The organism is Streptomyces sp. NPDC033136 (genome assembly GCF_055578235.1).
Genome location: NZ_JBVIPD010000011.1, coordinates 106,084 through 120,988, shown reverse-complemented (window position 1 = coordinate 120,988; position 14,905 = coordinate 106,084). Strand labels below are relative to the sequence as shown.

Annotated in this window: 11 protein-coding genes and 1 pseudogene; 11 read left to right on the top strand and 1 reads right to left on the bottom strand. The window is 74.1% G+C overall.

Annotated features, from left to right (window positions below):
- Nucleotides 1-172 precede the first annotated feature (172 nt).
- Genes ACZ5TL_RS21690 through ACZ5TL_RS21650 form a run of 9 tightly spaced genes read left to right on the top strand, consistent with a single transcriptional unit; the run spans nucleotide 173 to nucleotide 10,766 of the window.
- Nucleotides 173-1,324 carry a glycosyltransferase family 4 protein gene (locus tag ACZ5TL_RS21690; protein WP_468591707.1) on the top strand — a complete coding sequence of 384 codons (1,152 nt, stop codon included), beginning with the start codon at nucleotides 173-175 and terminating at the stop codon, nucleotides 1,322-1,324.
- Nucleotides 1,321-2,076 carry a class I SAM-dependent methyltransferase gene (locus ACZ5TL_RS21685; RefSeq protein ID WP_468591706.1) on the top strand — a complete coding sequence of 252 codons (756 nt, stop codon included), beginning with the start codon at nucleotides 1,321-1,323 and terminating at the stop codon, nucleotides 2,074-2,076. Before ACZ5TL_RS21690 ends, ACZ5TL_RS21685 begins: the two co-directional genes overlap by 4 nt.
- Nucleotides 2,073-6,245, top strand: a complete 4,173-nt coding sequence (locus ACZ5TL_RS21680) for a DUF3367 domain-containing protein (RefSeq protein WP_468591705.1) — start codon at nucleotides 2,073-2,075, stop codon at nucleotides 6,243-6,245. Before ACZ5TL_RS21685 ends, ACZ5TL_RS21680 begins: the two co-directional genes overlap by 4 nt.
- The gene (locus ACZ5TL_RS21675) at nucleotides 6,242-7,489 is read left to right on the top strand and encodes a condensation protein (RefSeq protein ID WP_468591703.1); all 1,248 of its coding nucleotides are present in this window, start codon (nucleotides 6,242-6,244) and stop codon (nucleotides 7,487-7,489) included. The genes ACZ5TL_RS21680 and ACZ5TL_RS21675 overlap by 4 nt, the downstream gene beginning before the upstream one ends.
- Nucleotides 7,486-8,229: a class I SAM-dependent methyltransferase gene (locus tag ACZ5TL_RS21670; protein WP_468591702.1), complete on the top strand. Its 744-nt coding sequence runs from the start codon at nucleotides 7,486-7,488 to the stop codon at nucleotides 8,227-8,229. The genes ACZ5TL_RS21675 and ACZ5TL_RS21670 overlap by 4 nt, the downstream gene beginning before the upstream one ends.
- A 15-nt stretch (nucleotides 8,230-8,244) precedes the next feature.
- The gene (locus tag ACZ5TL_RS21665; RefSeq protein WP_468591855.1) at nucleotides 8,245-9,150 is read left to right on the top strand and encodes a hypothetical protein; all 906 of its coding nucleotides are present in this window, start codon (nucleotides 8,245-8,247) and stop codon (nucleotides 9,148-9,150) included.
- Entirely contained in the window at nucleotides 9,147-9,368 is a 222-nt protein-coding gene (locus ACZ5TL_RS21660; RefSeq protein ID WP_468591701.1) for a Trm112 family protein, read from the top strand. The genes ACZ5TL_RS21665 and ACZ5TL_RS21660 overlap by 4 nt, the downstream gene beginning before the upstream one ends.
- Nucleotides 9,365-10,192 carry an FkbM family methyltransferase gene (locus ACZ5TL_RS21655; protein ID WP_468591700.1) on the top strand — a complete coding sequence of 276 codons (828 nt, stop codon included), beginning with the start codon at nucleotides 9,365-9,367 and terminating at the stop codon, nucleotides 10,190-10,192. The genes ACZ5TL_RS21660 and ACZ5TL_RS21655 overlap by 4 nt, the downstream gene beginning before the upstream one ends.
- Nucleotides 10,158-10,766: a hypothetical protein gene (locus ACZ5TL_RS21650; RefSeq protein WP_468591699.1), complete on the top strand. Its 609-nt coding sequence runs from the start codon at nucleotides 10,158-10,160 to the stop codon at nucleotides 10,764-10,766. Before ACZ5TL_RS21655 ends, ACZ5TL_RS21650 begins: the two co-directional genes overlap by 35 nt.
- Nucleotides 10,767-10,811: 45 nt before the next feature.
- Here the strand turns inward: ACZ5TL_RS21650 and ACZ5TL_RS21645 are convergent.
- A pseudogene (locus tag ACZ5TL_RS21645) lies at nucleotides 10,812-11,691 on the bottom strand (ATP-grasp domain-containing protein).
- Nucleotides 11,692-11,913: 222 nt separating this feature from the next.
- Here ACZ5TL_RS21645 and ACZ5TL_RS21640 point away from each other — a divergent pair.
- Both ACZ5TL_RS21640 and ACZ5TL_RS21635 read left to right on the top strand, forming a co-directional pair.
- On the top strand, nucleotides 11,914-13,359 hold the full coding sequence (locus tag ACZ5TL_RS21640; RefSeq protein WP_468591698.1) for an acyl-CoA synthetase: 1,446 nt from the start codon (nucleotides 11,914-11,916) through the stop codon (nucleotides 13,357-13,359).
- Nucleotides 13,352-14,692, top strand: coding sequence for a carboxyl transferase domain-containing protein (locus ACZ5TL_RS21635; RefSeq protein WP_468591697.1), 1,341 nt, complete (start codon nucleotides 13,352-13,354; stop codon nucleotides 14,690-14,692). Before ACZ5TL_RS21640 ends, ACZ5TL_RS21635 begins: the two co-directional genes overlap by 8 nt.
- Nucleotides 14,693-14,905 lie beyond the last annotated feature (213 nt).

The following is a 14,905-nucleotide window of genomic DNA, read 5'->3' as shown; positions in this document are numbered from 1 at the left end:
AACGTCCGGGCGAAAACTGTCCAGCCCCACCCCGAGCACAACCCGTCCACACTCCCCTCCCAAGAAGAGCTCAGACGCCCCACAGACAGACCCCCCACAGGCAGAGTCCCGTCAGGGGCACATCCCACTTTCCCACGCTGAGTTCCGCACCCCGAGACGAGTTGGAGCACCAATGCCCCAGCACGTGCCGTCCCCGCTGCGCACCGCGTCCCCCAACGCGCCGCAGCGCCCTCCGGCGCTCCCCCCACATCCGCGCCGGATCGTCTTCCTCGCCCATCGTGATCTGGACAACCCGTCCGCCGGCGGTTCCGAGTTGCTGGTCGACAAGCTCGCCGACGGCCTGACCCGCCTGGGCCACCAGGTGACCCTGCTGTGCGGGGGGCCCGCGGCCTTCCGCGACTACCGGGTCGTGTCGGCGGGCGGCCCCTACGGGCACTATCTGCGCGCCCGCTCGGCCTTCGCCCGCCAGATCGGCGACTGCGACCTCCTGGTCGAGGTGTGCAACGGCATGCCGTACCTGGCGCCGTTGTGGCACCGGGGACCGACGCTGTGCCTGGTCAACCACGTCCATACGGATCTGTGGAAGATGCGCTTCGGCGGGCCGCTGGCCCCGGCGGCGCGGATCGGCCGAAGACTCGAACACTGGGCGCTGACCGGGGCGCAGCAGCGGAACCTGCTCGTCGCCGTGTCCTCCTCGACCGCCCACGCGCTGCGTGCGATCGGCGTCGAGCGGGAGCGGATCCGGGTCGTGCACAACGGCGTCGAGGAGCCCGGCCCGAGAGCCGAGCGCTCGCCGGAGCCGCTGTTCGTCGCCGTCGGGCGGCTCGTCGAGTACAAGCGGATCGATCTGCTGCTGCGGTTGTGGGAGCGGGTGCGTCCGGTGACCGGCGGGCGGTTGGTGATCGTCGGCGACGGCCCCGAGCGGGAGCGGCTGGAGCGGCTCGCCGGGCCCGGTGTGGAGTTCACCGGCTATGTGACGGAAGCCGAGAAGCACCGCCTGCTGTGTGCGGCCTGGTTGCTGCTGCATCCCTCCGCCGTGGAGGGGTGGGGCCTGGTCGTGACGGAGGCCGCGGCTCGGGAGACACCGAGTGTGGCCTTCGATGTGCCCGGACTCAAGGACTCCGTGGTGGACGGTGAGACCGGGATCCTCGCGCGCGGTGAGTCCTCGTTCGCCGCCGCCTGGTGTGCGCTGACCCTGGCCGGACGGCGGCGCGAGGTGATGGGCAAGGCCGCCCGGGAGCGGGCGGCGCAGTTCCGGTGGGACCGTACCGTGCGGCAGTTCCGGGTGGTGGCCGCTGAGGCGGTGAGGGGCTGGGGTCCGTGACGTCGCCGGTACGCCGTGGAGGCACGTGGAGGGATCCCTCGCTCCGGAGATCCCTCGCCCTGTTCCGCGCCTTCCTCCGCGAACAGGACGATCCCGAGGCCTGTTACTCGCTGCTCGCCCGGGACGCCGTCGATCAGGTCGAGGCGTACGACGGGCCCGTCGCCGGGCGTACCGTCCTGGACGTCGGCGGTGGCAGCGGGTACTTCACCGAGGAGTTCCGGCGACGCGGTGCTCAGGCGTTCCTCTTCGAGCCCGATGTGACGGAACTCGGCGGCAAGCCCCCGGAGTCGGCCGTGGTCGCCGACGGGTACCTGCTGCCCCTGCGCGACGGCGTCGCGGACGTCACCTTCTCGTCCAACGTGCTGGAGCACGTGGCCGATCCCGAGACGTTCCTCAGCGAGCTCGCCCGGGTGACACGGCCCGGCGGGCTGATCTACGTGTCGTTCACCAACTGGCTGTCGCCGTGGGGCGGGCACGAGTGGGCCCCGTGGCACTACCTCGGCGCCGAGCGGGCCCGGGCCCGCTACCTGCGGCGGACCGGCAAACCCGCCAAGCACACGCTCGGCGAGAACCTGTACGCGGTGCACATCGGCTCCACCCTGCGGCAGGTGCGTGCCCGCGACGACGTCACGGTCGTCTCGGCCCGCTCCCGCTACTGGCCCTTCCTCGCGGAGACCGTCGTCAAGGCGCCCGGGATCCGCGAGTTCGCCACCTGGAACCTCCTTCTCATTCTGCGGCGGTGCCCCACATGACAACCACGGTCCAGGCTCCTCCACCGGCAGCCGTGCCCACCACCGCGACCGCGGCGGGCCCCCCTGAGGGCCCGCGGTCGCGACGCTGGCTGCTGGGTTTCTGGGCCGTGGTGTTCGTGCTGTTCCTCGCGGTGCAGCCGGGGCGCCAGACCTTCGACACCAAGCTCGGCGTCACGGTCGACCCGGGGCAGTTCCTCGCCGATCTCGGGCAGTTGTGGCACGACCGGGCCGGCTTCGGCGGCATCCAGGACCAGTACGTCGGCTATCTGTGGCCGATGCTGCCGTTCTACTGGGTGTGCGACCTCGTGCGGCTGCCGGTGTGGCTGGCCGAGCGGCTGTGGCTGTCGGTCATCGTGTCCGTCGCCTTCTGGGGGGCGTTGCGGCTGGCCGAGCGGCTGCGGGTGGGGAGCGGGGCCTCCCGGCTGCTGGGCGCGGTGGTGTACGCGCTGTGGCCGGTGTTCACGACCGTCATCGGCTCCACGTCGGCCGCCGCGCTGCCCGGGGCGTTGCTGCCGTGGGTGCTGCTGCCGCTGACGAGCGAGCGGTACGCCGCCCGGGTCGCGGCCCTGCGGTCGGCGCTGCTGGTGCCGTTCATGGGCGGGGTGAACGCCTCGGCGACGCTGGCGTCCCTGCTGCCGGTCGGTCTGTATCTGCTGTCCCGTCCGCCGGGTCCGCGGCAGCGCAAGCTGATCGCCTGGTGGGCGCCGGCCGTGATCGTGGTGACGGCCTGGTGGTGGGTGCCGCTGCTGCTGCTCGGCGTCTACGGCGAGAACTTCCTCCCCTATATAGAGACTTCGCAGACGACCACCGACACCATGTCGGCGACCGAGGCGCTGCGCGGCGCCGGGAACTGGGTCGCCTATCTGCACCTCGGTGAGGCCTGGCTGCCGGCCGGCTGGACCGTGGCCTCCGCCGCCGTCGTGATCGTGTGCTCGGCGCTGGCGGCCGGGCTGGGGCTGGCCGGACTCGCCCGGCGGGACATGCCCGAGCGGCGCTGGCTCGTGCTGACGGTGCTCGTGGCGGCGCTGGTGCTGCTCGCCGGGTACGGCGGGGCGTTCGGCGCGCCGTTCCACGGGGTGGTGCAGGGCTGGCTGGACGGGTGGCTGTCGCCGTTCCGGAACATCTACAAGTTCCAGACGGGCGTGGCCCTGGCACTCGTGCTGGGCCTGGCCCACCTCGTGGGCGTGGCCGCCGAGCGGCGCGGGACCCGGCCGGTGCGCGGCCGGCGTTTCGCCCCGCTGATCGCGGCCGTGCTGATCCTGCCGGGACTGATGTGGCCGTACCTCAACGGCTCGATCCTCAACCCGGGTTCCTTCCAGAAGCTGCCCGCCTACTGGCAGGCCACGGCCGACTGGCTGGAGAAGTACTCCCCCGACTCGCGCGCCCTGGTCGTCCCGGCGACCGCGCACGGCGTCTACACCTGGGGCTCGCCCATCGACCAGCCGCTCGACGTGCTCGCCGAGTCGCGGTGGGCGCAGCGCGACTACGTCCCGTTCGGCACGCCCGGCAACCGGCGCGCCATGGACGCCGTCGAGCAGGCGCTGCTGTCCGGCGCCGAAGTGCCGGGGCTGGCGGACTACTTGAGCCGGGCAGGGCTGTTCTACGTCGTCGTACGCAACGACCTCGACCCCGACCAGGTCGGCTACGTGCCCACCGCGACCGTCAAGCGCACCCTCGAACAGTCGGGGTACGAGCGGGTGACGGGGCTCGGGCCGGTGATGACCGGCGGCCGGATCGCGCAGGACGCGCCGCTGCAGGTCGAGGGGCTGTATGCGCGGCAGCGGGCCGTGGAGATCTACCGGCCGGCCGGGGACGACGTGATCCGGCCCGGGCAGGCCGGGCTCGCCCCGGTCGCCGACACGGCCGTGGTGTCCGGCGGGCCGGAGGCGCTGCTGCCGCTGGCGTCGCGCTTGCGCGGGCGGGCGACCGTCCTGACCGGTGACAACCACCCCGGGCTCGGCACCCCGGCCGTGCAGGTGGTGGGCGACGGGCTGCGGCGGGCCGACACCCGGTTCGGCCTGGTCAACGCCGGTACGTCGTACACGTACACGCGAGACGAACGCAACGCGCCAGACGCCCAGCAGGACCCGGGCGAGAAGCCGCGCCAGATCCTGCCGACCGAGGGCGCCGACCACCAGACGGTCGCCGAACTGCGGGGCGCCCGCTCGGTGTCGGCGTCGTCGTACGGCAACTGGCTCTTCCACCTGCCGCAGTACGACCCGGTGAACGCCTTCGACGGCAACCCGGCCACCGCGTGGGCGGAGGGCGCGCCGGACACGCCGGACGGGCAGTGGCTGCGCATCGGCTTCACCGGCTCCTACGACATGCCGTCCTCCTTCAAGGTCACGCCGCTGCCGCAGGAGAGCGTGCGGGCCGCGGCCACGAAGGTGCGGGTGGAGACCGAGAAGGGCTCGAAGACCAGCTTCCTGCAGCCGAACGGCATGACGCAGCGGATCAAGGCGCCCGAGGGCGCGACGCGCTGGATGAAGCTGACGATCGTGGACTCGGTGGAGCGCCGGGCCGGGCTGACCGGCGCGGGCTTCTCCGAGATCGACCTGCCGGACGTGCAGGTGACCCGTCTGCTGCGGCTGCCGGCGGACGCGGACGAGGCCACGGCGGACGCCACGATCGTCTCCCTGCACCGCGCCTCCGACCCGACCGGCCTGTCCGCGACCGGCACGGAAGCCGGCCTGCACCGCCGCTTCACCACCCCCGCCGCCGGGACGTACCAGGTGAAGGCGAGCGCGGTGCCGGTGCCCGGCGCGGAGCTCGACGAGCTGATGTACGAGATCGCGCCCGAGCAGCAGACCCGGATCGTCGCCACCGCCGACTCCACGGCGCGCCTCGGCGCGGGCCTCACGGCGCGCAACCTCACCGACGGCGACCTGACGACGGCATGGATCGCGGGCGACCGGCCCACGATCCACCTGCGCTGGCAGGGCAAGCAGCCGGTCGGCGAACTGGTCCTGGCCCCGGCGGGCGGTCTGTCCACCCGCGCGTCCGAGGTGCACATCAGCTCCCCGGACGGCGCGGCCATCGCCGGCGTCGACGAGAACGGCTGGGTCCGCTTCCCGCCGATCACCACCGACCGGCTCGACATCACCGTCACCGAGACGGCCCCGCTGACCCTGCACAACCCGGTCGCCGACGAGAACCTGCGCCTCCCGGTGGGCCTCACCGAGGCGTACGTCCCCTCCCTCGACCAGTACCGCACCCCGCAGCCGGACGGCACCCGCAAGTTCTCCCTGCCGTGCGGCAAGGGCCCGGACGTGGCGCTGGACGGTGAGCTGTACCAGACGAGCGCGAAGGGCACCGTACGGGACCTGGTGGAGCGGCGGGGCGTGGAGGTGACGCTCTGCCAGGAGGGCCGGGGCGACGCCGAGGTGCGGCTGTCCTCGGGCGACCACCGTCTGGAGGGCGGTGACGCGGGCCCGCTCGCGCTCACGGACGTGACCCTGACCCGCGGAACGGTCCCCGAGGCCGCCGCGGCCGGGCGTGACCTGCGGATCCGGGACTGGCTGGGCGACCAGCGCCAGGTCACGGTCGGCTCGGGCGCCGCCTCGTATCTCACGACCTACGAGAACTTCAACGAGGGCTGGCGGGCCACGCTCAACGGCGAGGAACTGACCCCGGTACGGTTGGACGGCTGGCAGCAGGGCTGGCGGATCCCGGCCGGGGCGGGCGGCACGGTCAAGCTGTCGTACGAGCCGGCCACGACCTACGACGCGGGGCTGATCGGCAGCGGCGTCGGCATCGCGGTCCTGCTGGGCCTGGCGATCTGGCGGCGCCGCGCCCCCAACCCCGACGCACCCCAGCCCCTGCCGCCGCTGCCCGGCCTGTGGCTCGGCACGGTGGCCCTGACGCTGGTCGGGGTGGTGATCGCCGGGTGGCTCGCGCTGCTGGTCCCCGCGCTGGCGCTGCTCGCCTCGCGGCGGCACGCGCTGCTGGTGCCGGTCGCGTTCGCCGCCCTGGCGGGAGCGGGGATCGCCGCTGCCCTCGGGGCCGGGGAGCCGGTCGGCGCGGGCGAGGGCGCGTTCGGGCACCTGGCCCAACTGCTGGCACTGACCGGCCTGTTCGCGGGGCTGGTGAGCCTGCGCGAGCGGCCGTCCGCCCAGGCGCCGACGCAACGCCTGCCGAGGACGGACCCCGGGGAGGGCAAGCCCGCATGACGGCACCGGTACGCGTCCCGTTCCCGGTGGTGGACGAGGTCTCCCGGCACTGCCTCCAGGAGGAGGAACCGGAGACGGTCCACATCGAGGTCCACCTCCCGGGCCCCCTCGACCCCACGCGCCTGCGCAAGGCGTTCACGGAGGCCCTGCACCGGCATCCGCGCATCCTGATGCGGGAGGCGCGGGGGCCGTGGTACCGGCGGCGCTACGAGTGGGAGCTGACGCCGGAGCCCGATGTGGAGGTGGTGACCTTCACCCCCGGGGGGCCACGTGCGCTGCGGGAGGCCAGGACCCGGGCCCTGACCCAGGCACCGCCGCTGTCGATGTCCCCGCCGATACGGCTCGAAGTGGTGGACTCGGTCCTCGTCCTCACCATCAACCACACCGCTCTGGACGGCCCGGCCTGCCTCCGCGTCCTGGCCACGGCCGCGGAGCTCTACGGCGGTGTGGACAACGCCCCCGCGGCAGGCCCGGTCCGCCCCGCGGAGCCCCGGCGGGAGCCCCCGGACACCCCGGCCGGCTGGTCACCCCCGGCCCGGGTCGCACCGGGCACACCCGACCCCTCCCCCGGCAACGGCATGCTGGTGACCGAACTCCCGCTCCCCCACCGCCCCAAAGGCTCCCCCTACACCGTCAACGACCAGCTCATGGTCACCACGGCCCTGACCATCGCCCACTGGAACAGGGAACACGGCAGCAGCCCGCGCCCCCTGCGCATCACCATGCCCGTGGACGACCGCCCCCGCGACATCACCATGCCGATAGGCAACGGCACCCGCCTGGTCGAAGTCCCCTTCGCACCGGCCGAATTGGATGACCCGGACCTGCCCGCCCTGCTCCGCCGCACCGCGGAACGGACCCGGGCGCTGAAGTCCCTGCCCCGCCCCCAGCTGGGCCACGGCGCCGCCCTCCTCACCGCCCCCTGGGCGCCGGTCGCCGCCCGGGCCGCCCTCACCCGCACCCTGCGCCGGGCCGCCGCGCCCTGGACCTCGACGACCCTGCTCAGCAACATCGGCCGCATCCCCTACCCCCTGGACTTCGGCGCGGAGGCGGGCCGCGCGCACGCGGTCTGGTTCTCGGCGCCGGCCCGCATGCCACGCGGCCTGACCGTGACGACCGCCTCCACGGCCGGCCGTCTCCACCTGGCGCTGCGCTGGTCGAAGGCCCTGCTCGGCGACGGCGACGGCGCCCGCCTCCGCGACCTGTTCGAGCGCTACCTGCACACCACGGAGGTGACCGTGTGACCACGACCACCAGCACCGGGCCCCCGTCCCGCGACCTGCGCGACTTCTACGAGAACCCGGCCGTGCCGGTCGCCTCCGGCACCCCGCGCAGCCTCCGCCAGGCCCGCATGCTGGCCAGGGCCCTCGGTCCGGCGGCCGGCACCCCCCGGACCGTCCTCGACATCGGCTGCGGCGACGGCACGGCCGCCGCCACCGCCGCCCCGCTCCTGCCCGGCCACCGCGTCATCGGCGTCGACTGGTCCCAGGACGCCCTCAGACGCGCCCGCACCCGCATCCCGTACACGGTGCGCGGCGAACTCACCGACGGCGGGCTGCCGTTCGCGTCCGGGTCGGCGGACGCCGTGCTGTTCAGCGAGGTCATCGAGCACCTCGTCGATCCGGACGCGGCGCTGGACGAGATCCGCCGGATCCTGCGCCCCGGTGGCCATCTGATGCTGTCCACCCCGAACCTGGCCGCCTGGTACAACCGGGCCCTGCTGCTGGCCGGTGTGCAGCCCGTCTTCTCGGAGGTCAGCCTGCGCGGCATCCACGGCCGCCCGGGGAAGGAGGTCGTAGGACATCTGCGTCTCTACACCCCCCGCGCGCTGCGGGAGTTCGTCGCCGCGTCCGGGTTCACGGTCGTACGGCTCGAAGGGGCTCCCTTCCACGGGGTACCGCGCCCGCTGCGGCCGCTGGACCGGCTGGCCTGTGCCCGGCCGCAGCTCTCGTCGATCCTGCTGCTGCACGCCAGGAGGACGTAGCCCATGTGGTGGGGAGTGGCCGCGGCCCTGCTGGCGAACACCCTGTACAGCCTGGGCTTCGTGCTGGAGAAGCGGGCGCTCACCTCGCTGCCCGAGGTGACGATCCGGCAGCCGGCCCGGCTGTTGCGCCTCGTCCTCGGCAGCCCCCTGTGGATCGGCGGCTCCCTCTCCCTCGCCGCCGGTTTCGCCGCGCAGCTCGTCGTCTACCGCACCCTCCCGATCGCCGCCGCCCAGGGCATCTTCGTCTCCGGCCTGGTGCTGCTCGTGCTGCTGTCGGCGCGGCTGCTCGGGGAGGAGACGAGCGGCCGGGAGCGGTACGCGCTGGGCGCGATCCTGCTCGCGCTGCTGATGGTGGTGCTGTCGCTGCGCGAGGGCGCGGACACCGTCAGCCAGGACGCGCCCTACCAGCTGATCCTGCTGGTGTGCGTGCCGTCGCTGGCCGTCGGGGTGTGGCTGTACGGCTCCGCCGAACGGCGCACGCGCAACCGGCACCGGCGTCCGACGACCGGCGTCGAGTACGGCGTGGCCGTGGGCCTGCTCTACGGCGTCAGCTCCCTGGCCATCAAGGGCGTCTCCAGCCACCTGACGACCAGCGGGATCGGCGGCGCCGTCCTGGACCTGCTGAGCTCCCCGTATCCGTATCTGCTGCTGTTCACCGGTGTGTTCGGCCTGGTGATGTCGCAGGCGGCGCTGCAGCGCTGCCGGGCCTCGCTGATCGTGCCGGTGTGCACGACGGTGACCTGCCTGTTCACAGCGGTGCTGGGCACGCTGTCGTTCGGCGAGGCCCTGCCGCACGACCCGCTGCGGCTCGCCCTGCGCGTCGCGGGCACGGCCCTGGCGGTCGCCGTCCTGCTGACCATGCCGAAACACGACTCCGCTCCCCAGCCCCCCGCACCAGCCAAGGAGTTGGCATCCCCGTGAAGTCCGACGATCCGCTGCTGAAGATCCTGGCCTGCCCGCTCGACAAGGGCCCGCTGCACCTGCTGGCCGAGGAGGCCGGGCGGGAGGATGCGCTGTACAACCCGCGTCTGCACCGCCGTTACCCGATCGTGGACGGCATCCCGCAGTTGCTGCCCTCCTCGGGCGAGCAGGTGCCGGACGACGAGCACGAGGAACTCCTCAAGAGGATGGCACCGTGACCAGCCTGGCAGCCCGTCTCGCTCCCTTCCTGCCCCCGCGCCTGGTGGCCGCGACGGCCCGGGCGCTCTACCCCCGCTTCGAACCGGAGCTGGCCCGGCTCGCCGAGGTGTGCCCGGCGGACTGCGGCACGGCGGTGGACGTCGGCGGCTGGTACGGGCCCTGGACGCACCGGCTGTCCGGCCGGGCCGAGCACGTCGTGGCGATCGAGCCGGTGCCCCATCTGGCCCGGCTGCTGGCCGCCGCGGCCCCGCCGAACGTGAAGGTGATCCGCGCGGCGGCCTCGGACCACCCGGGCATCGCCCGCCTGTGGCTGCCGTCGGACGACTCCGGCGCCCGGGGCGTGTCCTCGCTGGTCCGGCGCGACATCCACGGCCGGGCACTGGACGTGCCCTGCGTCACCCTGGACGAACTGGGCCTGCGGAACGTCGGGTTCGTCAAGATCGACGTGGACGGCAACGAGGCGGCGGTCCTGCGCGGCGCGACGGGCCTGCTGGCCCGCGACCGGCCGGCGCTGTTCGTGGAGCTGGAGTCCCGCATCCAGCCGATCGCGCCGGTGGTGACGTACCTGGCCCTGCTGGGCTACGACGGCTGGGTCCTGCCCGGCGACACCTGGGTGCCGCTGAGCAGGTTCCCGCTGGAGGACCACCAGGCGAGCGCCTCCTACGTCGTCTCGCACGGCCTGCTCCGGCGCGTCCTGCCCTCGAACCTCCTGCGGGGCCCCCGCTACGTCAACTCCGTGCTGTTCCTGCCCGACGGCCGCCGCCCCGGTACGGCCCCGGTGGGCGACGATGGGTCCCATGCCCTCCGGAAAGCACCCCGCTAACCTCTTCACCCCGCTCGACTTCCAGCTGGTGCTGCTGCGCCGCATGGCCGACCACAACCCCGGCCTGGTGGAGGGCGCCCGCCATGAGCTGGGGGTCTCCCTCGCGGACATGCGCGAGGCCAACAGGCGGTGGCAGGCGATGGTCCGCTCCCCACGCTCCCGCGCGTCCCTGGCCCGCTATCGCGGAGTGCTGGGCGAACCCGAGTCCCGTACGCCGCGCCGCGTCGGCGACCTCGACTGCGAGGCCTGGCTGTGGCCCCTGCCGCTCTGGCCCGGCCTGCGCTTCGAGGTGCTGACCGCCCCGAACCGCGCGGTGTGGAATGAGTGGCTGGTCCGCGCCCCCGGCACCGGGGGCCCCGCGCTGCGCACCCTGGACGATCTCGCCCCCTGGTCCTGCACGGTCGACGAGGCGGCCCGCGCTTTCGCCCCGGCCCGCCCCCTGGAGGGCACGGCTCCGACCCGGTGGGGCCTGGCGTTCACCGCGCCCGACGCCGAGGGCGTCCGGCGGGAGGTCGCCGCCGAGTTCACCTGGGGGCTGCTGCAGCGGGTGGCCGTCACCGGCACTCGGGGCTGAGGGGTCCTTCACCATGCCCGCCCGACGGGGCGGCTCGGGCCGTGATCAGCCGGCGGCGGCCAGCACCGCCCGCACGACCCGCGGCAGGGAGTCCTGGTGCAGCCACAGGAACAGGTTCGGCTCGATCAGCTCCAGCTCCATCACGCACGGCTCCCCGTCCGGCCCGGTGGCCAGGTCCACGCGCGCGTACAGCAGCTCCGGCTGTCCGGGTACGGCGGCCAGGGCCCGCTCGGCGACGGCCAGTTCGGCCACGGTCGGCTCCCAGCGCCGCAGGTCGGGGTGGGCGATCTTGTCCGCGTCGTACGGCGTGCCCGGCGCGAGGACGGCGCCCTTGACGCCGGCGTGCAGCAGGCGCCCGCCGAAGAACTGCAGGGCCCGCTCGCCCTCGGTGTCGATGCTGCTCAGATAGGGCTGCACCATCACGGTGAACCCCTCGGCGTGCATGCGCTCGACCTGCCGCAGGGCGGCGTCCCGCTCCCCGGCCGGGTAGCGGCCGGCGTACCGGGCGCCGGCCCCCGAGGTGGGCTTCACGACGTACTCGTGGCCGGCGGGCAGCTCGACGGGGTCACCGGGCGCGAAGTACCGGGTGGGCACGGCGGGCACTCCGGCCTCCGCGAGCTGTCCGAGATACCTCTTGTCGGCGTTCCACCGCACGACACCGGCCGGGTTTGGCGAGCCGGGTCGCCCGCGCGCACCGCTCGGCCCACGCTGTGAACTCCTCGGCCCGCCAGCTGTAGTCCCAGGTGGAGCGTATGAGGGCGAGATCGAACCCGGCCCAGTCGGCCTTCGGGTCGTCCCAGTGGACGGCGAGGGCCTCGGCCCCTGCCTCCCGCAGTGCCGCCACCAGCACCGGCAGGTCGCGGTCCTTGTGCTCCTCGCCACCGGGGTCGTAGGTGACGAGCGCGATGCGCGGGGTGCCGGCCACGGCGACGCCCTCCTCGTACGGACGATCGGTCTGTTTCCCGCCGCAGGCTAACAACCGTTTCCCAGAGGAACTGCGCGGGAGTGAGTCCTGTTGCCAGGACCCGGGCCGGTCCGAGAGCGTTTCTTCCGGCAGTCGATGGTGTACGGAGAGATCGTGGTGACGGTCGTGGACATGAACATGGACCTGAACACGGACAGTCGGACAGCTAAGGAGACATGACGCGTGACCTCTCTCTTCCCGGCGCTGACCGGGGGCCCTTCCGGCCGGCCCGCCCTGCGGTTCGGTGAGCGCTCGCTGACGTACGGAGAACTCGCCGCCGCGGCCGGAGCGCTCAGGGGCCGCATCGACGGGGCCACGCGGGTCGCCGTGTGGGCGACGCCCACGATGGAGACGGCCGTCGCCGTCGTCGCCGCGCTGCTGGCCGGCGTGCCCGCCGTGCCGCTCAACCCGAAGTCCGGTGAGAAGGAGCTCGGGCACATCCTGTCCGACAGCGCACCCGGCCTGGTGCTCACCGCCCCGGACGACCGGCTCCCCGCACCCTTGCGGCAGCTGACCCGCGTGGACGTCGACGTGCACGGCACCGGCCCCGCCCCCGAAGCGCACGCCGGCGACGACGATCCGGCCCTGATCGTCTACACCTCCGGCACCACCGGCCCGCCCAAGGGCGCCGTCATCCCGCGCCGGGCGATCGCCTCGACCCTGGACGCGCTCGCCGACGCCTGGCAGTGGAGCGGCGACGACGTCCTGGTCCACGGACTGCCGCTGTTCCACGTGCACGGCCTGGTCCTGGGCGTCCTGGGCCCCCTGCGCCGTGGCGGGTCGGTGCGGCACCTGGGCCGGTTCAGCACGCAGGGCGTCGCCCGCGAGCTGAACGGCGGGGCGACCATGCTGTTCGGCGTGCCGACGATGTACCACCGGATCGCGGAGGCCGTGACGAGCGACCCGGAGCTGGTGAAGGCGCTGACCGGGGCGCGGCTGCTGGTCTCGGGGTCCGCCGCGCTGCCCGTGCACGACCACGGCCGGATCGCGACGGCGACCGGGCGGCGGGTGATCGAGCGGTACGGCATGACGGAGACGCTGATGAACACCAGCGTCCGCGCGGACGGCGAGGCCCGCCCGGGCACGGTCGGCGTGCCGCTGCCGGGCGTGGAGCTGCGGCTGGTCGAGGAGGACGGCTCGGAGGTCACCGCGTACGACGGGGAGACCGTCGGCGAGATCCAGGTGCGCGGCCCGAACCTGTTCACCGAGTACCTCAACCGCCCCGACGCCACCGCCGCGGCCTTCACCGCCCACGGCTGGTTCCGCACCGGCGACATGGCGGTGCGCGACCCCGACGGCTACGTCCGGATCGTCGGCCGCAAGGCCACCGACCTGATCAAGAGCGGCGGTTACAAGATCGGGGCCGGCGAGATCGAGAACGCGCTCCTGGAGCATCCGGGCGTGCGGGAGGCGGCCGTCACCGGGGAGCCGGACCCCGACCTGGGCGAGCGGATCGTGGCGTGGGTCGTGCCGGCCGATCCCCAAGCACCCCCCACACTGGCGGAGTTGGCCGACCATGTGGCCACCCGCCTCGCCCCGCACAAGCGCCCCCGGGTCGTCCACCACCTCGACGCCCTGCCGCGCAACGACATGGGGAAGATCATGAAGCGGGCGTTGCCCCATGACTGAGCGCCTCTCCGCCCGCGAGATCGTCACCTCCCTCGCCGACGACTCCACCTTCGCCGAACTCCCCACCCCCATACGGCCATCGAGGCCCGACGGCCCCCTCACCTGGCCCGGCTACGACGCCTCCCGCACCCGTGCCGCCGAGCGCACCGGTGAGCAGGAGTCCGTGGTGTGCGGCACCGCCCGGGTCGGCGGGACCCGGGCCGTGCTGATCGCGTTCGAGTTCGGCTTCCTCGGCGGCTCCCTCGGCGAGCGCACCGGCGACCGGCTGGAGGCGGCGTACACGTACGCCCGTGAGCGGCGTCTGCCGGTCGTGCCGCTGGTCGCCACCGGGGGCAGCCGGATGCAGGAAGGCATGCTCGCCCTGACCCAACTCCAGCGGGTGGCCCGGCAGTCGGTGCTCAACCGGGAGGCCGGGCTCGCCCAGGTCGCCGTCCTGCGCGACCCGACCACCGGGGGCGGCTGGGCCACCCTCGGCGCGGGCGCCGACGTGGTGCTGGCGCTGCCCGGGGCGCAGGTCGGGTTCGCCGGCTCCCGGGTCCGGCCGGCGGACGCGGACCCGGCGGCGTACACGGCGGAGGCGCAGGTCGCGGCGGGCGCGGCGGACGGGGTCGTACGGCCCGAGGAACTGCGCGAGACGCTGGCGCGGTGGCTGCGGCTGCTGACCTGCCCGTCCACCACGCCCGCCCCGCCGCCCGAGCCGCTCGGCGACACCGGGGTCCTGCCCGCCACCGGCTGGGACGCCGTCCGGCGGGCCCGCTCGCCCCGACGGCCGCGCGCCGCCGCCTACTTGGACGCCTACTTCATCCACCGGGTCGCGATCGGCGGCGACCGCTGCGGCGGCACCGACCCGGACGGCATGCAGTGCGGCTTCGGCGAGCACCGGGGCCGTACGGTCGCCTACGCCGCGCAGACCGGGGCCGCGACGCGCCCCGCCGGATATCGCACCGCCGCCCGGCTCATCCGCCTCGCGGACCGGCTGGGCATCCCGGTGCTGACCCTCGTGGACACCCCGGGCGCGGCCAACGACGCGGCGGCGGAACGGCAGGGCGCGGGCGCGGCGATCGCCGACCTGTTCGGCGCGGTGGCGGGCGCCCGTACCCCGGTGACCACGCTGGTGATCGGAGAGGGCGGCTCCGGCGGCGCCCTGGCCTTGGCCGCGCCCGGCAACACCTGGGCCACGCCGGACAGTTACTTCTCGGTGATCGCGCCGGAACTGGCGGCGGCGATCCTCAAACGGCCGCCGCGCGAGGTGGAGACGACGGCGGACCAGCTCCGGATCCGGCCGCAGGATCTGGTGGAGCTGGGGGTGATCCGGGGGACGGTCGGCCCGTGAGTTCCCGACGGCACGGACGCGCCGGTCCCCGTCCACCCCGGCCGGGTCCGCTGCCGGGCCTCCCCGTTCCTCGTCCTGACCATCAGCGGTGATCCGCACACGGCACGCTGACGGCCTCCGCGTCTGCGTGGTCACGGACGCCTGCGCCGAGGCCGTGCACCGCTTCCTGAGGCCCTACGGCACCCTCCCCCTGGCCGGCGTCCACGGCCGCGC

Coding starts and splice junctions, on each gene's coding strand:
- ACZ5TL_RS21635 (WP_468591697.1), top strand. CDS start 13,352: ATGACTGAGCGCCTCTCCGCCCGCGAGATCGTCACCTCCCTCGCCGAC.
- ACZ5TL_RS21690 (WP_468591707.1), top strand. CDS start 173: ATGCCCCAGCACGTGCCGTCCCCGCTGCGCACCGCGTCCCCCAACGCG.
- ACZ5TL_RS21650 (WP_468591699.1), top strand. CDS start 10,158: ATGGGTCCCATGCCCTCCGGAAAGCACCCCGCTAACCTCTTCACCCCG.
- ACZ5TL_RS21675 (WP_468591703.1), top strand. CDS start 6,242: ATGACGGCACCGGTACGCGTCCCGTTCCCGGTGGTGGACGAGGTCTCC.
- ACZ5TL_RS21680 (WP_468591705.1), top strand. CDS start 2,073: ATGACAACCACGGTCCAGGCTCCTCCACCGGCAGCCGTGCCCACCACC.